Raw genomic sequence first — 16082 nt, forward strand, 5'->3', positions numbered from 1 at the left:
GGCTCAAGCTACTGCGCCCTGCGAACCGGAGGTCCAGGCGCCCGCTGATGGTTCGTCGCCTCTCTGGTGAGAGCCGCCTCATATGTGTCAGCATTGATATTCATGGCGATTGATTCTGACGCGGTTGATGCTGCCGTGGGCCCCTCCACCCTGAAGGTCCTCGGCGATCCGGTGCGCTGGGAGATCGTCCGCCGGCTGGGCGTCGAGGACCTCTGCGTCTGTCACCTCGTCGAGGACCTCGACCTCGCGCAACCCCTCGTGAGCCACCACCTGCGCGTGCTCCGCGAGGCGGGCGTCGTCGAGCCCGAGCGGTGTGGCCCTTTCACCTACTACGTGCTCGATCGGGACACGCTGCGCCGGCTCGCCCGCGAGCTCGGCGAGCTCGGCACGACGCCCCGTCGGCCGCGCCGGCGTCCCTGCACATGAACATCCACATGAACAGCGCCACATGAGCACGACGCGCTCGCTCGGCGCGCGGGCGCTGGCCGAAGGTCTGGGCGCGGGACTGTTGGTCGCCGCCGTCATCGGTTCCGGTATCGCGGCGGAGCGGCTCTCGCCCGGTCAGGTCGGCCTGCAGCTGCTCGAGAACTCGACGGCGACGGTCTTTGCGCTGGCGGCGCTGATACTCACGTTCGGTCCGGTGTCGGGCGCGCACTTCAACCCGGCGGTGACGCTCGCCGAGCTCGCGACCGGCAAGCTCGAAGCGCGTGCGGCGGCGCCATACATCGGCGCGCAACTGGCGGGCGCCTGCGCGGGCGCCATCATCGCCAACCTCATGTTCGAGCTGCCCGCCGTCCAGCTGGCCACCAAGGACCGCATCAGCGTGGCGACCTTCCTCGCCGAGGTGGTCGCCACCTTCGGGCTGTTGACCGTGATCTTCGGTGTCGTGCGCTCCGGGCGCCTCATCGCCGTGCCCGTGGCGGTGGCCGGTTACATCGGCGCGGCCTACTGGTTCACCTCGTCGACCAGCTTCGCCAATCCCGCGGTGACGGTGGCCCGCACGCTCAGTGACACCTTCGCCGGCATCCGCCCCGCATCCGCCCCCGGCTTCATCGCCGCCCAGCTGCTGGGCGCGGCCCTGGCCGTGGTCGCGGCGCGCGTGTTGTTCCCCGAACCGGAACCGTCTCTCGAGGAGGCCCTCGATGCCCGACCTTGACCCAAACGCCCCGGTCGTGCTGTTCCTGTGCGTGCACAACGCCGGGCGCTCTCAGATGGCGCTCGGGTGGTTCAACCACCTCGCGGACGGCAGAGCTGTCGCATGGTCGCGGGGGTCGGAGCCGGCGACTGAGGTCAACCCGGCGGCGATCCAGGCCATGGCCGAGGTCGGCATCGACATCGCCCGCGAGTTCCCCAAGCCCTGGACCGACGAGATCGTGCGCGCTGCAGACGTGGTCGTGACCATGGGGTGTGGTGATGCCTGCCCGGTGTTCCCCGGCAAGCGCTACGAGGACTGGGAGCTCGATGACCCCGCCGGTCAGCGCGTCGAGGCGGTGCGTCCCATCCGCGACGAGATCGGCCGGCGCGTTCGCGAGCTCCTGGTCTCCTTCGGGATGACCGTCGCCTGATCGTGTCCTGTCACTCCTCATGCTGCTCACGGCGCAGGTAGGCGCCGAGCGCGGGTGGCCCGAAGATCACGACCAGCACGGCAAGGCCCGCCGCGACGTAGAGCCCGGTCGCCACCTGGTCCCGCCCGTTGGCGATCGTCGCGGGAACGGCCGCGAGGGCCGTCGCGCTACCGGCCACCCCTGTCGGGTCGGTGCTCGAATCGACGGTCTGATCGGTTGCGGCAGCCGCGCCTGCACCCTGTGCACCCGAGCCCGCCTTCGCTGCAGCGGCCGCCAGAGCCGCACGGGCTGCCGCGGTCGCGCCCTTCTTGGCGCTCGCGGGCGGCAGCGGCGCGTTGCCCGTGATGAACGAGCCGGTGATCGTGGGGTTCGCACACTGGTCGATCGGGGGCGGCGCGGGCGCGCCGGGGATGAGCCTCTCGGCGTCGAAGCCGAACTGCACCAGGTTCTTGGGCAAGGGTGAGTAGCCCAGCTGCACGGCCTTTTGCTGGCCCGCGCACAGGAAGTAGAGGATGAACCTCCCGAGGACGTCGCCCTTGTCGGTTGAGAACGGTGCCTGAGTGCCCGTGGGCACGATCATGTAGCTGTAGCTCGACACCGGATAGGCGCGCGGGTCGGGGTTGGTGTAGACGCCGTCGAGGACCTGGGTGCGGTCGGGGTTGATGCGGGCCGCGGTCAAGGCGATGGAGACAGCCTGTGCGGTGGGCTGAACGTAGTACCCCGCCTGGTTGAGCACGGACACCACCGGGAAGCTGCGCTGGAGGGCGTATCCATACTCGACGTACGTGATCGAGCCGTTGTTGTACGGAGCCGCGACGTAGTTGGCCACTCCGTCGGAGCCCTGCTGCGCCCGGCTGTTGCCGAAGTAGGGGTACAGCGAGGTGGGCGGGCACGGTGAAGGCAGGTGGGTGGCGTTCGCGCAGAATGGGTTCCAGATGTCGGGGGTGACATGAGCCATGTATGCCGTGAACTGAGCGGACGTGCCGGAGCCGTCCGAGCGCACCACTGGTGTGACCGCCAGGTGAGGGAACACCCGGCCGTCGTCGGCGGTGACGGCGGGGTCGTCCCAGAAGGTGATGCCGCCGGTGAAGATCTTCGCGAGAGTCGGCCCCGACAGCTTGAGGTCGGAGATGCGCCGGCCGTTCACCTCGAGGTGGTACATGAACGACGTCCCGCCCGCCACGATCGGCATGTATGCGTAGGGCCGCGCTGCCGCCCGGGCGACCTCGTCGTAGAGCAGGTTGCCGTTGCGGTCGTGGCTGGCAGGCTGGAAGGGGATCTCTGACACCGCGAAGTCCGACTGGGCCGAGATGTAGAAGGTACGCCCGGTCGAGGAGCCCAAGCCCTGGTAGTTGATCGAGAGTCCCTGCCGCGCCACATCGGCACGCCACTGGTCGACCGCGATCTGGCTCCACGTCGAGCCCGCGCCGTCGACTGACACGCTGGCGCCCGCGGGCGCGACGGGCGCACCGAGGAGCACGACCACGCTCACGAGGGCGATCCGGACGAGGATCGGCTCGAGCCGGTTCATCCGAAACGCCCTCTCACGTAGTCGAGCGTGCGGGTGTCGTCGGGTTCGGAGAACATCTTCTCGGTGGTCCCCGACTCGACGATGTAGCCGGGCTCGTTCTCCCCCGCCAGGAAGAAGGCGCAGTCATGGGACACCCGCTGGGCCTGTTGCATGTTGTGCGTGACGATCACCACGGTGACCTCCTCGGATATCTCGGCGATCGTGTCCTCGATGCGCCGGGTTGACGTCGGGTCGAGGGCGGAGCAGGGCTCGTCCATCAACAGGACCTGGGGCCGGACCGCGAGCGCGCGCGCGATGCAGAGCCGCTGCTGCTGACCACCCGACAGGGCGCCACCCGGCGTCTCGAGGCGGCTCTTCACCTCGTTCCAGAGGCCCGCCCGTCCGAGCGCATGCTCAACGAGCTCGCGGCGTTCGGCTCGGCTGCTGAGCTTCATCCGCGACAGCTTCAAGCCCGACAGCACGTTGTCCGCAACGCTCATGGCGGGAAAGGGGTTGGGCTTCTGAAACACCATCCCGATGCGCTTCCGCGTCTCCGTCGTCGACCGTGGGCCTCTGTAGATGTCGAGGCCGTCGAGCTCGACGGTGCCGGCCAGAGATGCGCTGGGGACGAGCTCGTGCATGCGGTTGAGGATGCGAAGGAAGGTGGACTTGCCACATCCGGACGGCCCGATGAGCGCGGTCACGCGCCGGGGGGCCATGTCGAGCGAGACCCGCTCGAGCACCTTGTGATCACCGAACCAGGCGCTCACCGCACGGGCGGTCAGCCTTGCGGGTGCGATCCCGAGGCCGCGCCGTGATGACGTCGCCGGCAACGTCTGGACCGTCGCGCTCACGCGTGCTCCTTCATGTCGAGCCGACGCCTGCGCCGGCGCTTGAACGGTCCGGCGTGCCCCGGACCTCGTCCGCCGATGATGCGGGCGATGACGAACAGGACCAGCACCAGCGCCAGCAGCACCAGTGCGCCGGTCCACGCTCGCTGAACCTGCGCGTTCTGGGGGAACCTGATCAGCCGGTACACGAAGTACGGCAGGGCGTCCTGTTTGCCGTGAAACGGGTCCGCGTTCATCACGAACGCGCCTCCGATGGTGAGCAGCAACGGCGCGGTCTCGCCGATCGCCCGGGCCACGCCGAGGATCACCGCCGTCGCCAGTCCCGGCCGCGCGGTCGGGAGCACGACGTCGCGCGTCGTGCGCCACTCGGACGCGCCCAGCGCGAGCGACGCCTCCCGCAGACCGCCCGGGACCAGGCGCAGCACGACCTCCGAGGTGCGGGTGACCGTGGGCAGCATGAGGACAGAGAGCGCCAGCGCGCCCGCGAAGCCGTTCTGGCCGAACGTGAGGACGATGACGGCGAAGATGAACAGCCCGGCGACGATCGAGGGGATCGCGCTCATGGTGTCGACGATCAATCGCACGGGCCGCGCGAGACGCCCACCCACCTCGTTCAGGAACACGGCCGTGGCGACTCCGAGCGGCACCGATATGAGCACGGCCAGCCCCACCTGCTCGAGCGTGCCGACGATGGCGTGGGCACCTCCCCCGTCGGTGGCCTTGCTCAACGAGCCCGTGTAACGGAGGTCCTTGACGAAGAAGGTCGGGCGCAATGCCGCCCAGCCGCGGTACGCGGTGTAGCCGACGATCAAGGTCAGCGGGACGAGGAGGCAGAGCCCTGCCGTCGTCAGCACCACGGTGGCCAGTCGATCTGCCGCCGCCAGGGGGCCGGACCGCTCGCGTACCACCAGCCAGTGCACAGCCAGGAACACGCCGTACCAGCTCAGCCAGAACCCCAGGCCACCGCTCAAGGGCGTCAGCCGCTCGTACACCAGCCACACCAGGCAGAAGGCGGAGAGCCCGGCGCCGCACACTGCCATCGCGTCGTCGACGTCGAGGCGGCGGAACCGCACCCGGTCTTCGAGGGCCTGTGTCTCCCTTTCGATTCGCAGTTCGGTGGACGCGGTCGTCATGGTGTGACTCAGATCTCCGTAGCCGCGCCGGAGCGCGAGCGGTTGACGATGACCGAGGCGATCGCGTTGACGACGAGAGTCATGCCGAACAGCACCAGGCCTGCTGCCATCAGCGCGCTTATGCCGAAGGTGTTGGACTCGGAGAATCGCAACGCGATGAGGGAAGAGATCGAGTTGCCGCCACCATCGAGAATGTGGATGCTGCGCACGAAGATCGGCGAGATGATGAGTGACACCGCGATGGTCTCGCCCAGCGCACGTCCGAGCCCGAGCATCGACCCGCCCACGATGCCGCCGCGGCCAAATGGCAGCACCACTGTCCGCACCATGCCCCAGCGCGAAGCGCCCAGCGCCAGCGCACCTTCCTTCTCACCCACCGGCGCCTGGGAGAAGACTTCACGCATCACCGCAGTGCAGATGGGAACGACCATGAGTGACACCACGACGCCGGCGATGAACGTGGTCGACGCGTAGTTGGTGCTCTTCGTGCGGAAGAACGGCACAACCGACGCGTGGTCGGTGAGCCAGCGGCTGACCTTGATCAGCCTCGGCTGGAGGAAGAACAGGCCCCACAAGCCGTAGATGAGGCTGGGCACCGCGGCCAGCAGGTCGATGAGCGACGTGATGGGGCGCCGCAGCCTGCGAGGCGCGTACTCGGTGATGAAGAGGGCCGCGCCGATCGACAGGGGCACCGCGATGACGAGGGCAACCACCGCGATGAGCACAGTGCCCAACAGCACCGCAGAGATGCCGAACCGTCCGCTGTCCGGCGTCCAGGCCTGCTCCGTGAGGAACCGCCAACCGCCCGAGCGGAGCGCCGGGAGCGCCCGCGCGAACAAGAAGGCGCCGATGAGCCCCATGACGAGGAGGGTGGCCGAAGCCGCGAGCCGCACGACCATGCGGTACACGCGGTCGGCGGGAGCGCGGTGCACCCGGATGGTCACACGCGGCTGCTCCAGATCGTCGACGATCATGTCCCCGCGCGGACCAGGCCCGGAGGGGCGGCGGGGCCGTCTGGGGGTCATAGCGTGGCGGGGAGCAACCCGCTGAAGCTGTCGAAGATCAGCAGGACCAGCAACAGGATCACCGGTGTGCAGATGAGATAGGCAGGCCACCGGGACCAACGGCGGTAGAGCCAGGCGGTGGCCAGGCCGGCAAGGGCCAGCATCTCGGCCCACAGCAGCAGGGCCGTGATCGCGGTCGGCTCACCCTGGAGCCCCAACTCGTCGCGATGCAGCGTGGTGGGGCGGCCAGCGGGCGCGGGCCACGCCGCGCCCCGCAGCGACGCGGTCGCTCCGAGCCGACGTTCGGCGAGCAGCAGGGGATCCGACGTGACCAGCGTGAGCCGGCTGTCCGCGGTTGGCCCGATCGGGTCGGCATGGTGCGGCGACACGGTCCACGAGCGCTGCACCACGAAGACCGCCCGGCCCTGGCCCGTGGTGACCCTGATCACGTCGCCGCGTCGCAGCCGGTCGAGGTGCAGGAACGGCCCACCGTAGGCAAGGCGCCGGCCGGCGATCACCGCATTGCCGCGCTGACCGGGCAGCGGCGAAGCGCGCAGGTGGCCGGGGCCCTTCTTGAGCTGGGTGGCGCTGGTGCCCTCCACCACGATCTGGTGGATCCCGAGCCTCGGTACGTCGAGCACGGCGACCGCCGTACCCTCGGCGATGTCGCCTCCGAGGGGTGCCTCGCCGAAGGCGAGCGGCGTGCGGAACGAATGTTGGAGCGCCCCCTGGGCGCGCCCGTGCTCGAGGGCGGACGCCGCGACGAGGTAGGCCACGAGACCGAGCGTGAGCACGCTCGCCCACGTGAGACCCCGTCCGATGATGGCCATCGCGGTGCGCCGGCGTCGATCCACCCGCGCTTTCGCGGGACGCGGCGCCGTCGCCTCCGCGGATTCGCGGCGCCCGCCGTTGAGGCCCTCTGGCTCGACGACGACCGCGATCGTGTCGTGCTCGCGAGCCGGCGGGTGGCCGGCCGCGATGCGGTCGACCGATTCCGCGTGGCCGCCGCGGTTCCCGAGCGCGGCGCGCGAGTCGGTCATGCCGGCGTCGGGCCGGTCGGTGGATGTCGCCGGCCCCGCCGGGCCCGGGCGGAGAGGACCGGCCCCGCGGCCCCGGCCGCGAGGCCGAGCACGAGCAGCACGGGAAGGATCAACCGCCACCCGCTCCCCGCCAGCGCGCGGAACGCGGCGCCCAGCGGGCCGCCGCTCCGGCCGCGTGACCGCGTCGCAGGTGCGCGGTACGCGACTGCGCTCGGCGCGGCGATGCTGGTAGGCGCGTCGAAGCCGCTGCCCTGGCTTGATCCGGTGTCGGCACCTGCGGATGGCCCTCCAGGGACCACTGCCGGTTGATCGTTCGCGAGCGGAGGCTGGTCTGGGCTGACGGGTGGCGGAGTTGCGCCTGACACCACCGCATCGCGGGCTGCGGTTGTCTGAGCCGCCAGATCGGGAGGCATCGGCAGATACCCGAGCGGGAGTCGGCCGGGCACCTGGCCGGGTCCGGCTGCGTAACCCAGGAACTGTGCGATCTTGTCCGCCTTGACGGCCGTGGTCTGGCTCGTGGGCACCATCGCGTAGTCGATCTTCACCAGTGGATACGCGTTGGTTGCGCCGACGTCGGCCCACCTCGTCACGCCGTCGGGGTTCGTCTTCATGGCGCGATAGCCGGCCGCGAGCGCGCCAGAGTCCGGGGCCACGAACGCTTCGGTCGGGGCGGCGTTGGCCCGGTGGAGCTTGGCCACCGGGAACCCGAACTGCTTCGCGGTGACCGCGTCGAGCACGGCCATGATCCCGTCGTTCTGGGTGCTGACCGACACTCCGTCGCCGGGCGGCTGGAAGTTGAAGAGGCGTCGCGCGTTGGCGATGGTTCCCGAGCGTGGGTTGTAGTTCCCGAGGGTGTTGGGGTCGCGGGCCTCGAAGATGTCCGTGGGGTAGGCGATGCCTCTCCAGAACTGGTCGACTGCGACGGTCGGGTCGTTGCCGTCGAGAAAGGCCCGGGCTGCATGGTCGGCTTCCAACCACCCGGTGAGCAACAGGGCATCGGCGTTGCGCTCCGCGCGCAGCAGCGGCGGCTGCACCTCCATGGGCCAGCTGTGGCCAGGATTGAGGGCGACGAACTCCGGATCCTGGAACAGGTGCAGGCCGGACCCGGCGACGAGGATGGCCACCAGCCGGGGGCTGAGGTTCATGTCGGTGATGCGCTGGTGCGTGAGCGTGTCGGTAACGCTGAAAGCCACCGCCACGCCGGTGACGTCGATGGGTGCGTACGCGTACGTCCGGTGTGCCGGCGATGCGGCCATCTCGTCAGGTGTCACGGGCGATGAGCTGAGCCCCACGTCGACGCTGCCGTTGAGGAAGTCCCGCCTCCCGGCCGGCGACGAGATCTCGGTGTAGTCAAGGGCGAGGGGTCTGCTGCCGGTGCAGACCTGGGCGGCCCACGTGTACAGCGCGTGTGACGTGGAGGCGGACCCGTCGGTGCGAACGTCGGAGCTCGACGTTGGTGGGCAGTCGGCGGGACTGGGCGCGAAGCGAATGGGGGCCGTGGCCGCCGACACGGGCAGGCCGGTCCGGGGCAGGCGGCTCCCGTCGTTCTCGAACGCGAGCACCGAGCACGGGTTGGTGGACGTGCAGTCGAGCACGGGGAGGTCCTGGGCGGGGCGTACCTCGATGGATGCCGTACCCGTGCCATCGGCGGCGGTGGTGCCGTCGTAGACCCCGGTTCCCTCGTTCGGGCCGCTCGGGGGCTTCAGCACCTGGTAGCAGTCACTCACCGACCTCGGCACCGCGCCCTTGCACTGAAACAGAGTCACCGTGAAGGCGCCGCTGGGGTCCGTGGGGTGGAAGCCCGTCCAGTGGACGTCGACGACCTGATCGACGAGCCCGGAGGCCGGCGAGACGACGATCGCGCGAGCTGTCGCCGACGCCGTCCCGCCGGTCGCGGCCAACAGCGTGGAGAGCAGCGCGAAAGTGAGCACGGTGCGCGCGGCGCGGGCCGCGGTACCGCGTATCCCGTTGAGCGGCCGCCATCGGCGGGCGGCGCAACGTCGTGTCATCGCGATCCTCCGAGGCACCCCACAAGCGCGCCAGATCATCAGTCGTTGAAGCTGACGGGACTTCCGCGCCACCACTAGTAACACGGGCGGACCCGGTGCAGACCGGTTCGCGCGAAGTGTTCCTCCGCCGTTTGCCGTCCTTTTACCGACGCGCGAGATGTCGTCGCGCGAGGCATGTGATCGAGCCGATCCCAGTCGTCGGCCGATGTTCACGCGCCGATCAGACGCCCGCCACGAGACCTTCTCGTTCCACCACTAAGCCATCGCGAGATGCATCAGTTGCCGCGCAAGTCGCCCGGCAAACTGCCGATCAAGGAGGACTCAGACTTGCTTCGTTTCGCCAAGAGAGCAGCGGTGGCCATCGGTGCCACGAGTCTCGCCATGAGCATGTTCGCGACCACCGCGCATGCGGTCGCCCCGCCGAACGGTGTCAAGGAGGTCCTGAACGGGCCCGGCTCCAACACGACGTACAACGTCATGGGCGCGATCACGCACGACTACAACGTGAATGCCACGGTGAACCCCGATCCCGACATTGCCAAGAACCCGCCGCCTGTGCTCGCGTCGGGTCAGACGTACCACATCGGAGGGGACACCCACTGTGGGCCCTTCGACTACAACGCCGGCAACCCTCCGCCCAACGGTTCCTCCAGCGGCATCAATGCTCTGGTGGCCGATTCCGCCGGCTGCGTCGACTACGCGCGGTCGTCTCGCGGGAAGAGCCCCAGCGATCCCTCGAGCCTCAACTTCTACGCGTACTCGAGGGACGCGGTGACCTGGGTCAAGTTCAGCAACGTGGCCTGCCCGGGCAGCGACGTGGCCCCCGCCGGCTGCGCGCCGAAGACCCTGACCCAGGACCAGATCAAGGGCATCTACCTCTGCACCGAGGGCGGCAACACGCCGCTGTACACCGACTGGAGCCAGGTGGGCGGCGACGCCGGTGCCATCCACCGCTACCTGCCCCAGGCCGGATCGGGCACGCTCTCGTTCTTCGAGACCAAGATCCTGGGGCTCTCAAGCGCCCAACAAGGGGTGCTCGACGATTCCCAGTGCACGGTGCATCCCACGCGCATCGAGGAGAACGAGGCGACCTCGATCGCGAGCGCTGATCACCCCTTCGCCATCTCGACGTACTCCTTCGCGGACTGGAAGGCCCAGAGGAACGCGGTCGTCCCGGACCTGAGGAACGGCGCCAACCTGGGCTGGATCAACGGGGTCAAGCCGACCGCGGCGACCGTCACGGACGGCACCTTCCTCGGGATCCGCTACGTCTACAACGTGGCCAAGAACACGTCGCCGTCCATCAACGCCGTGCTCGACCTGATCGGCGTGACCGCTTCGGGCAACGGCTACCTGTGCGACCCGAACAACGCGACGGCCCAATCCGAGATCACGAAGTACGGCTTCGTCCCCTTGGTCTCGGCTCCGGCTGGCACCGGGCTACCGAACAGCGCCTGTCGCAAGAACCCAACGCCGCTGTAGGCGAGTCGCACCAACCGAGCACGCAGAGGGGCCCGGCGGTCGCGCCGGGCCCCGCTCGCGCTCACCCGGGTAGGTTGCCGGCCGGGCAGGTCGGGCAGGCATCTCCCTACGTTCGCGCCCGGCGCGGGCCGATATTCCGATGATGACGTCTCACCGAACGGTGGCGATCGCGCTTGCGGTCGCGGGCACGACCGGGCTGGGTCTGGCCCCGCCGGCTCAAGCCGCGCCACCGGCGCCGCCGACGCCCTCCTCCCAGGTCGCCACCCTGCCGCTCGAGCACGCCGAGCCGACGGCGCTGGCGACGGTCCGGGCCCAGGTGCGCGCGCTCGAGGGATCGGTGGCGGTCACCCGCCGGGCCGCAGCTGCCGCCGCCGATCGGGTCGCCGGACTCGAGATCCGCATCGCCACGCTGAGCGGCCAGCTGAGCGAGCTCAGCGCGAGAGAGAGGGAGCTGGCGGAGCAGCTGCGAGCGGCGCGTGAACGGCTGCGCAAGCTGGCGGTCGCGTCGTACGTCAACGGGGGCGCGAGCTCGTCGGTCGACTACCTGCTGCGCGCCGAGAACCCGGCCGACCTGTCGCGGCGGCGGAAGCTGTTGACGTCGGTGGGCCGGGTACGGAACCGGGCGGTCAAGGACTATGCGGCGGCGCGTCGCGACGCGTCCGAGCGGCTCCGACGCTCGGTCGCGGATCTCGACGATCTCAACGCCGCGGGGGCGACCGCGAAAGCCGAGCTCGTCGCCGCGACCGGGCAGATCGGGCGCCTGAGCGCGGAGCTGGACCGCGCCCGCCGACTGCGGACGCTCCTTCTCGCAGTCACGCCGGTCGCGGGGAGCGACATCCCCGGCCTGTTCCTCGACGCCTACCGGGCCGCCGCCAGCGCCATGGCCGAGCTCGACCCGGGCTGCGGCCTCCGGTGGACCGCGCTGGCCGGTGTGGGGCGGATCGAGTCGAACCACGGACGTTCCACGGAAGCCGAGCTCTCGCTGGCCGGTGACATCTCGCCGCCGATCATCGGTGTCCCCCTCGACGGCAACAACGGCACCGCCTTCGTGCCCGACACCGACCGTGGGCTGCTCGACGGCGACGCAGTCTTCGACCGGGCGGTCGGGCCGATGCAAGTGATCCCGTCGACGTGGCGGATCGTGGCCCGAGACGGCAACGGCGACAACGTCGAGGATCCCAACAACGTGTTCGACGCCGCCATGACCGCGGCGACCTACCTGTGCCGGGCCGCCCCCGCCGGGTTGACGGCGGATGACGGCCTTCTGGCCGCCTTCTTCTCGTACAACCATTCGGAGGCGTACAGCCTCACGGCCCTGCACTGGTCGAAGGTGTACGACGCCTGGCGCCCGCCCCGAGGCCCGATCGTCACCGGGTGACCCCCGGTGGGGTCGTCGCGACTGCGCGGTAGCGTGGGTTGATGGCGACCGACCTCGACGACCTGCTCGAAGGCTCGGAGGCCGACGCACCCGAACTCGCCGACCTGCCCGCGCTCGACGGCGAGGAGTCGCGCTACCTCAACCGTGAGCTCTCATGGCTCGACTTCAACGCGCGCGTGCTCGCCCTGGCCGAGGACGCGGAGATCCCGGTGCTCGAGCGGGCCAAGTTCTGCGCCATCTTCAGCCAGAACCTCGACGAGTTCTTCCAGGTGCGCGTCGCGGGATTGAAGGACCAGCTGGCGGCCGGCCTCGGCGCGACCGCGCCCGATGGCCTCAGCCCTCTCGACCAGCTGCGGGCCACGCGCGAGCGCGTCGAGAGCCTCACCCGCCGACTGCAGTCGTGCTTCGTCGACGACGTCGCACCTGCGCTCGGTCGCGCGGGCATCGTTCTCTCCGACTGGGATCAGCTCGACGACGACGACCGCGACTACCTCGTCGACGTCTTCGAGGAGCGCATCTTCCCGGTGCTCACTCCCCTCGCGGTCGACCCGGGTCACCCGTTCCCCTACATCTCCAACCTGTCCCTCAACCTGGCCGTGCTCGTGCACGACCCGGTGACGGGTGCGCAGCGGTTCGCACGCGTCAAGGTGCCTCCGTTGCTGCCCCGTTTCGTGGTGATGGCCGACGGCCAGCGCTTCGTGCCACTCGAGCAGGTGATCGCCGCACACCTCGCGTCGCTCTTCCCGGGCATGGAGATCGAGTCGCAGTACCCGTTTCGCGTCACGCGCAACGCCGACATGTCGCTCGAGGAGGAGGAGGCCGACGACCTGCTCCTGGCGGTCGAGCACGAGTTGCGCAGGCGACGCTTCGGTCGCGCGGTGCGGCTCGAGATCGACACGACCATGTCGCAGGAGGCGCGCGACCTGCTCATGCGCGAGCTCGACCTCGGCCCGAGCGACGTGTATGTCGTCGAGGGCCCGCTCGATCTCGGCGGCCTCTGGGGCGTGTACGAGCTCGACCGGCCCGAGCTGAAGGACGACCTGTGGGCCCCGACGACCCAGCCCCGCATCGCGCTCGACGACGAGCCGTCCGACATCTTCTCGGTGCTCCGCCAGCGTGAGGTGCTGGTGCACCATCCGTACGACTCGTTCGCCACGTCGGTCGAGGCCTTCATCGAGGAGGCCGCGTCAGACCCGCAGGTGCTGGCCATCAAGCAGACGCTCTACCGCACGTCGGGCGACAGCCCCATCGTCGACGCGCTGATCGACGCCGCGGGCCGCGGCAAGCAGGTTGCCGCGCTAGTCGAGCTCAAGGCCCGTTTCGACGAGCAGGCCAACATCGGGTGGGCGCGCGCGCTGGAGGAAGCGGGCGTCCACGTGGTGTACGGGCTCATGGGACTGAAGACGCACACCAAGATCTCGCTCGTCGTACGTGAGGAGCCCGAGGGCATCCGGCGCTACTGCCACGTCGGCACGGGGAACTACAACCCCAAGACCGCGCGCCTCTACGAGGACATCGGGTTGCTGTCGGCCGACCACGAGCTCGGCGAGGACCTGAGCGACCTGTTCAACTACCTCACGGGCTACAGCCGGCAGTCGAGGTACCGCAAGATGCTCGTGGCGCCGGTGACGTTGCGCGGTGCCGTGCGCCGGCTCATCCGCAACGAGGCCGACGAGGGCGCGCAGGGCCGCATCGTGCTGAAGATGAACAGCCTCGTCGACCCGGGGATGATCGACGAGCTCTATGCGGCTTCGCGTGCTGGCGTGCGCATCGACCTCGTCGTGCGCGGCATCTGCTGCCTGAAACCGGGCGTGCCCGGCCTGTCCGAGAACATCAGCGTGCGCTCGATCGTGGGCCGCTACCTCGAGCACTCGCGCATCTTCGCCTTCGGTGAGCGCCGTGAGCGTCATTACTACATCGGCTCCGCGGACCTGATGCCCCGCAACCTCGACCGCAGGGTCGAGGCGGTCGCACCCGTCGACGACCCCGAGCTGCAGGCCCGCCTGCAGGAGATCCTCGACGTGAACCTGGCCGACGACATGCTCGCGTGGGAGCTGCTGCCCGACGGCCGGTGGCGCAAGGTGCCCACCGTCGAGGGCGTGCACACCCACCGTCGCCTGCAGGAGCTCGCCATCGAACGGGCCCGGCCCCGGCGGCCGAAGGCGCCGAAGGTCCTGCGCGGTGCGTGAGCGCGAGGCGAAGTTGGGGGCGGGGCCCGCGTTCGTCCTCCCCGACCTCGACGGGGTGATCGACGGTGTCACCGCGACCGCCTTGCCGCAACGCAACCTCGACGCCGTCTACTACGACACTCCCGACCTGCGCCTCGCCCGCAGAGGGATCACCGTTCGCCACCGCACCGGCGAGGACGACGGCTGGACGGTGAAGCTGCCGGAGGACGGGGACCGCGGGTCGGCCCTCGTGCGGAACGAGCTCACCTTCCCGGGCGCACGAGCCGCGGGCCCCCCGCCGCCGGTGGCCGACCTCGTGCATGCCCATGTGCGGACGTCGAAGCTCGGCCCCGTGGCGCGTCTGCGGACGCGGCGCACGCCGGTCGAGCTGCGCGACGAGCAGGGCCGGTCCGTCGCAGAGGTCGTCGACGACGAGGTGTCGGTGTTCGAGGGCCGTCGGGTCGCGGCTCGATTCCGCGAGGTCGAGGTCGAGCTCGCGCAGGACGCACCCGCGAGCCTGCTCGACCGCGCCGTGGAGCGTCTCTCGCACGCGGGTGCGGGGCGACCCGACCGCACGCCGAAGTTGGTGCGCGCCCTGGGCTGGCAGGCCACCCGACCGCCCGAGCCCTCGCCGGTCGAGCTGCGCGACGACGCCACGGTGTCTGCCGTCGTGCGCGAGACCCTGGTCGCCGCGATCACGCGCTTGCTGCAACACGATCCCGGAGTTCGCGTCGGCGACGATCCCGAGGACGTCCACCAGGCGCGCGTCGCCACTCGCCGTCTTCGTTCCGACCTGCGCACGTTCCGGTCCGTGATCGATCCTGCATGGCTGTCCGTCACCAGTGGCGAGCTCAAGTGGCTAGGGGCGGTGCTCGGCGACGTCCGCGACGCCGACGTCCTCCTCGAGCGCCTGCACCGGCAGAGCGCCGAGCTCTCGTCGCGCGATGCCCGCGCGACGGCTGCGCTCCTCCGTCGGCTGACCGTACAGCGCGACGCGGCCCGTCTGGCGCTGCTCGCCGCGTTCCGGGGCGAGCGATACGTGGTCCTGCTCGACCGGTTGATCGCGGCATCCGACGCTGTCCCTGTGGCCGACGGCGACGACAAGCCCGCACGCGACGCGCTGCCCGAGCTGGTGCGCCGGCCTTGGAACCACCTGAAGAAGGAGATCGAGTCCCTCGACACCGATCCGGCCGACGAGGCGCTCCACCAGGTGCGCATCCGGGCCAAACGGGCGCGCTACGCGGCCGAGGCGGCGGCGCCTGTCATCGGCAGGCCCGCTCGCGCCTTCGCCAAGGCGGTGGCGGACCTGCAGACCGTGCTCGGCGATCACCAGGACGCGGTTGTGGCCGAGGAGTGGCTGCGACGCGAAGGCGCCCGCAGCAACACCGCGGCGCTCGTCGCCGGCCAGCTCATCGCGAGGCAGCAGCGCGAGGCGGCGGCCACCCGGAAGCAGTGGCCGTCGATGTGGAAGCGGGCGTCGGCCAAGAAGCTGCGGGCCTGGTTCGCCTGAGGTGAGGTCGGCGCGCCGCTGGTACGCGCCGTGGCGCGTGGTGCGGGCGGCCGGTGGGCTGGTGTGGCGGCGTCGTGCCGACGGCGCGCTCGAGGTGCTCCTCGTCCACCGCCCGAAGTACGACGACTGGACGCTGCCGAAGGGCAAGCTCGATCCGGGCGAGAGCCACGAGACCGCGGCCGCGCGCGAGGTGTTCGAGGAGACCGGGTTGCGGACGCGGCTCGGCCGCGAGCTGCCGGCGACGAGGTACCACGACCGGCACGGGCGACCCAAGCGCGTGCGCTACTGGGAGATGCAGGTGGACGGCGGTGACTTCGTGCCGAATCACGAGGTCGACGAGGTGCGGTGGGTCGACCTCGACACCGCGGCCCGGACGCTCAGCTACGAACGCGATCGAGCGCTCCTCGACTCCCTTTCCGTGGCACGCTGAGG

14 protein-coding genes are annotated in these 16082 nt (G+C 70.1%); 8 read left to right on the forward strand and 6 right to left on the reverse strand.

From position 1 onward, the window contains the following. Positions 1-102: 102 nt before the first annotated feature. Genes E6G06_02235 through E6G06_02245 form a run of 3 tightly spaced genes read left to right on the forward strand, consistent with a single transcriptional unit; the run spans position 103 to position 1565 of the window. A complete protein-coding gene (locus E6G06_02235; protein ID TML93323.1) occupies positions 103-426 on the forward strand; it encodes a helix-turn-helix transcriptional regulator in 324 nt (107 codons plus the stop codon). 22 nt (positions 427-448) lie between these two features. Next, positions 449-1156 (forward strand): aquaporin family protein, encoded by a 708-nt coding sequence (locus E6G06_02240; GenBank protein TML93324.1) that lies wholly within the window; start codon positions 449-451, stop codon positions 1154-1156. Next, positions 1143-1565 (forward strand): arsenate reductase ArsC, encoded by a 423-nt coding sequence (locus E6G06_02245; GenBank protein TML93325.1) that lies wholly within the window; start codon positions 1143-1145, stop codon positions 1563-1565. Before E6G06_02240 ends, E6G06_02245 begins: the two co-directional genes overlap by 14 nt. Positions 1566-1575: 10 nt before the next feature. Here the strand turns inward: E6G06_02245 and E6G06_02250 are convergent, their stop codons facing one another. The 6 genes from E6G06_02250 to E6G06_02275 form a co-directional block, all read right to left on the reverse strand. Further along, the gene (locus E6G06_02250; GenBank protein TML93326.1) at positions 1576-3096 is read right to left on the reverse strand and encodes a phosphate ABC transporter substrate-binding protein PstS; all 1521 of its coding nucleotides are present in this window, start codon (positions 3094-3096) and stop codon (positions 1576-1578) included. Then, positions 3093-3794 carry a phosphate ABC transporter ATP-binding protein gene (locus E6G06_02255; GenBank protein ID TML93449.1) on the reverse strand — a complete coding sequence of 234 codons (702 nt, stop codon included), beginning with the start codon at positions 3792-3794 and terminating at the stop codon, positions 3093-3095. Before E6G06_02255 ends, E6G06_02250 begins: the two co-directional genes overlap by 4 nt. A 131-nt stretch (positions 3795-3925) precedes the next feature. Beyond that, a complete protein-coding gene (gene pstA, locus E6G06_02260; GenBank protein ID TML93327.1) occupies positions 3926-5059 on the reverse strand; it encodes a phosphate ABC transporter permease PstA in 1134 nt (377 codons plus the stop codon). 8 nt (positions 5060-5067) lie between these two features. Then, positions 5068-6033: a phosphate ABC transporter permease subunit PstC gene (gene pstC, locus E6G06_02265; protein ID TML93328.1), complete on the reverse strand. Its 966-nt coding sequence runs from the start codon at positions 6031-6033 to the stop codon at positions 5068-5070. A gap of 47 nt (positions 6034-6080) precedes the next feature. After that, positions 6081-7103, reverse strand: coding sequence for a class E sortase (locus tag E6G06_02270; protein TML93329.1), 1023 nt, complete (start codon positions 7101-7103; stop codon positions 6081-6083). Beyond that, positions 7100-9151: a hypothetical protein gene (locus tag E6G06_02275; protein ID TML93330.1), complete on the reverse strand. Its 2052-nt coding sequence runs from the start codon at positions 9149-9151 to the stop codon at positions 7100-7102. Before E6G06_02275 ends, E6G06_02270 begins: the two co-directional genes overlap by 4 nt. A gap of 231 nt (positions 9152-9382) precedes the next feature. On the opposite strand from E6G06_02275, the gene E6G06_02280 reads away from it, so the two are divergent. The 5 genes from E6G06_02280 (at position 9383) to E6G06_02300 (ending at position 16080) form a co-directional block, all read left to right on the forward strand. Then, positions 9383-10594: a phosphate ABC transporter substrate-binding protein gene (locus E6G06_02280; protein TML93331.1), complete on the forward strand. Its 1212-nt coding sequence runs from the start codon at positions 9383-9385 to the stop codon at positions 10592-10594. A gap of 142 nt (positions 10595-10736) precedes the next feature. Continuing rightward, on the forward strand, positions 10737-11972 hold the full coding sequence (locus E6G06_02285) for a hypothetical protein (protein ID TML93332.1): 1236 nt from the start codon (positions 10737-10739) through the stop codon (positions 11970-11972). 41 nt (positions 11973-12013) lie between these two features. Continuing rightward, on the forward strand, positions 12014-14161 hold the full coding sequence (locus E6G06_02290; GenBank protein TML93333.1) for an RNA degradosome polyphosphate kinase: 2148 nt from the start codon (positions 12014-12016) through the stop codon (positions 14159-14161). After that, the gene (locus E6G06_02295; protein ID TML93334.1) at positions 14154-15650 is read left to right on the forward strand and encodes a CYTH and CHAD domain-containing protein; all 1497 of its coding nucleotides are present in this window, start codon (positions 14154-14156) and stop codon (positions 15648-15650) included. The genes E6G06_02290 and E6G06_02295 overlap by 8 nt, the downstream gene beginning before the upstream one ends. A gap of 37 nt (positions 15651-15687) precedes the next feature. Continuing rightward, entirely contained in the window at positions 15688-16080 is a 393-nt protein-coding gene (locus tag E6G06_02300) for an NUDIX hydrolase (GenBank protein ID TML93450.1), read from the forward strand. Positions 16081-16082: the final 2 nt, after the last annotated feature.

This window comes from Actinomycetota bacterium (genome assembly GCA_005888325.1).
Classification (GTDB): Bacteria; Actinomycetota; Acidimicrobiia; order Acidimicrobiales; family AC-14; genus AC-14.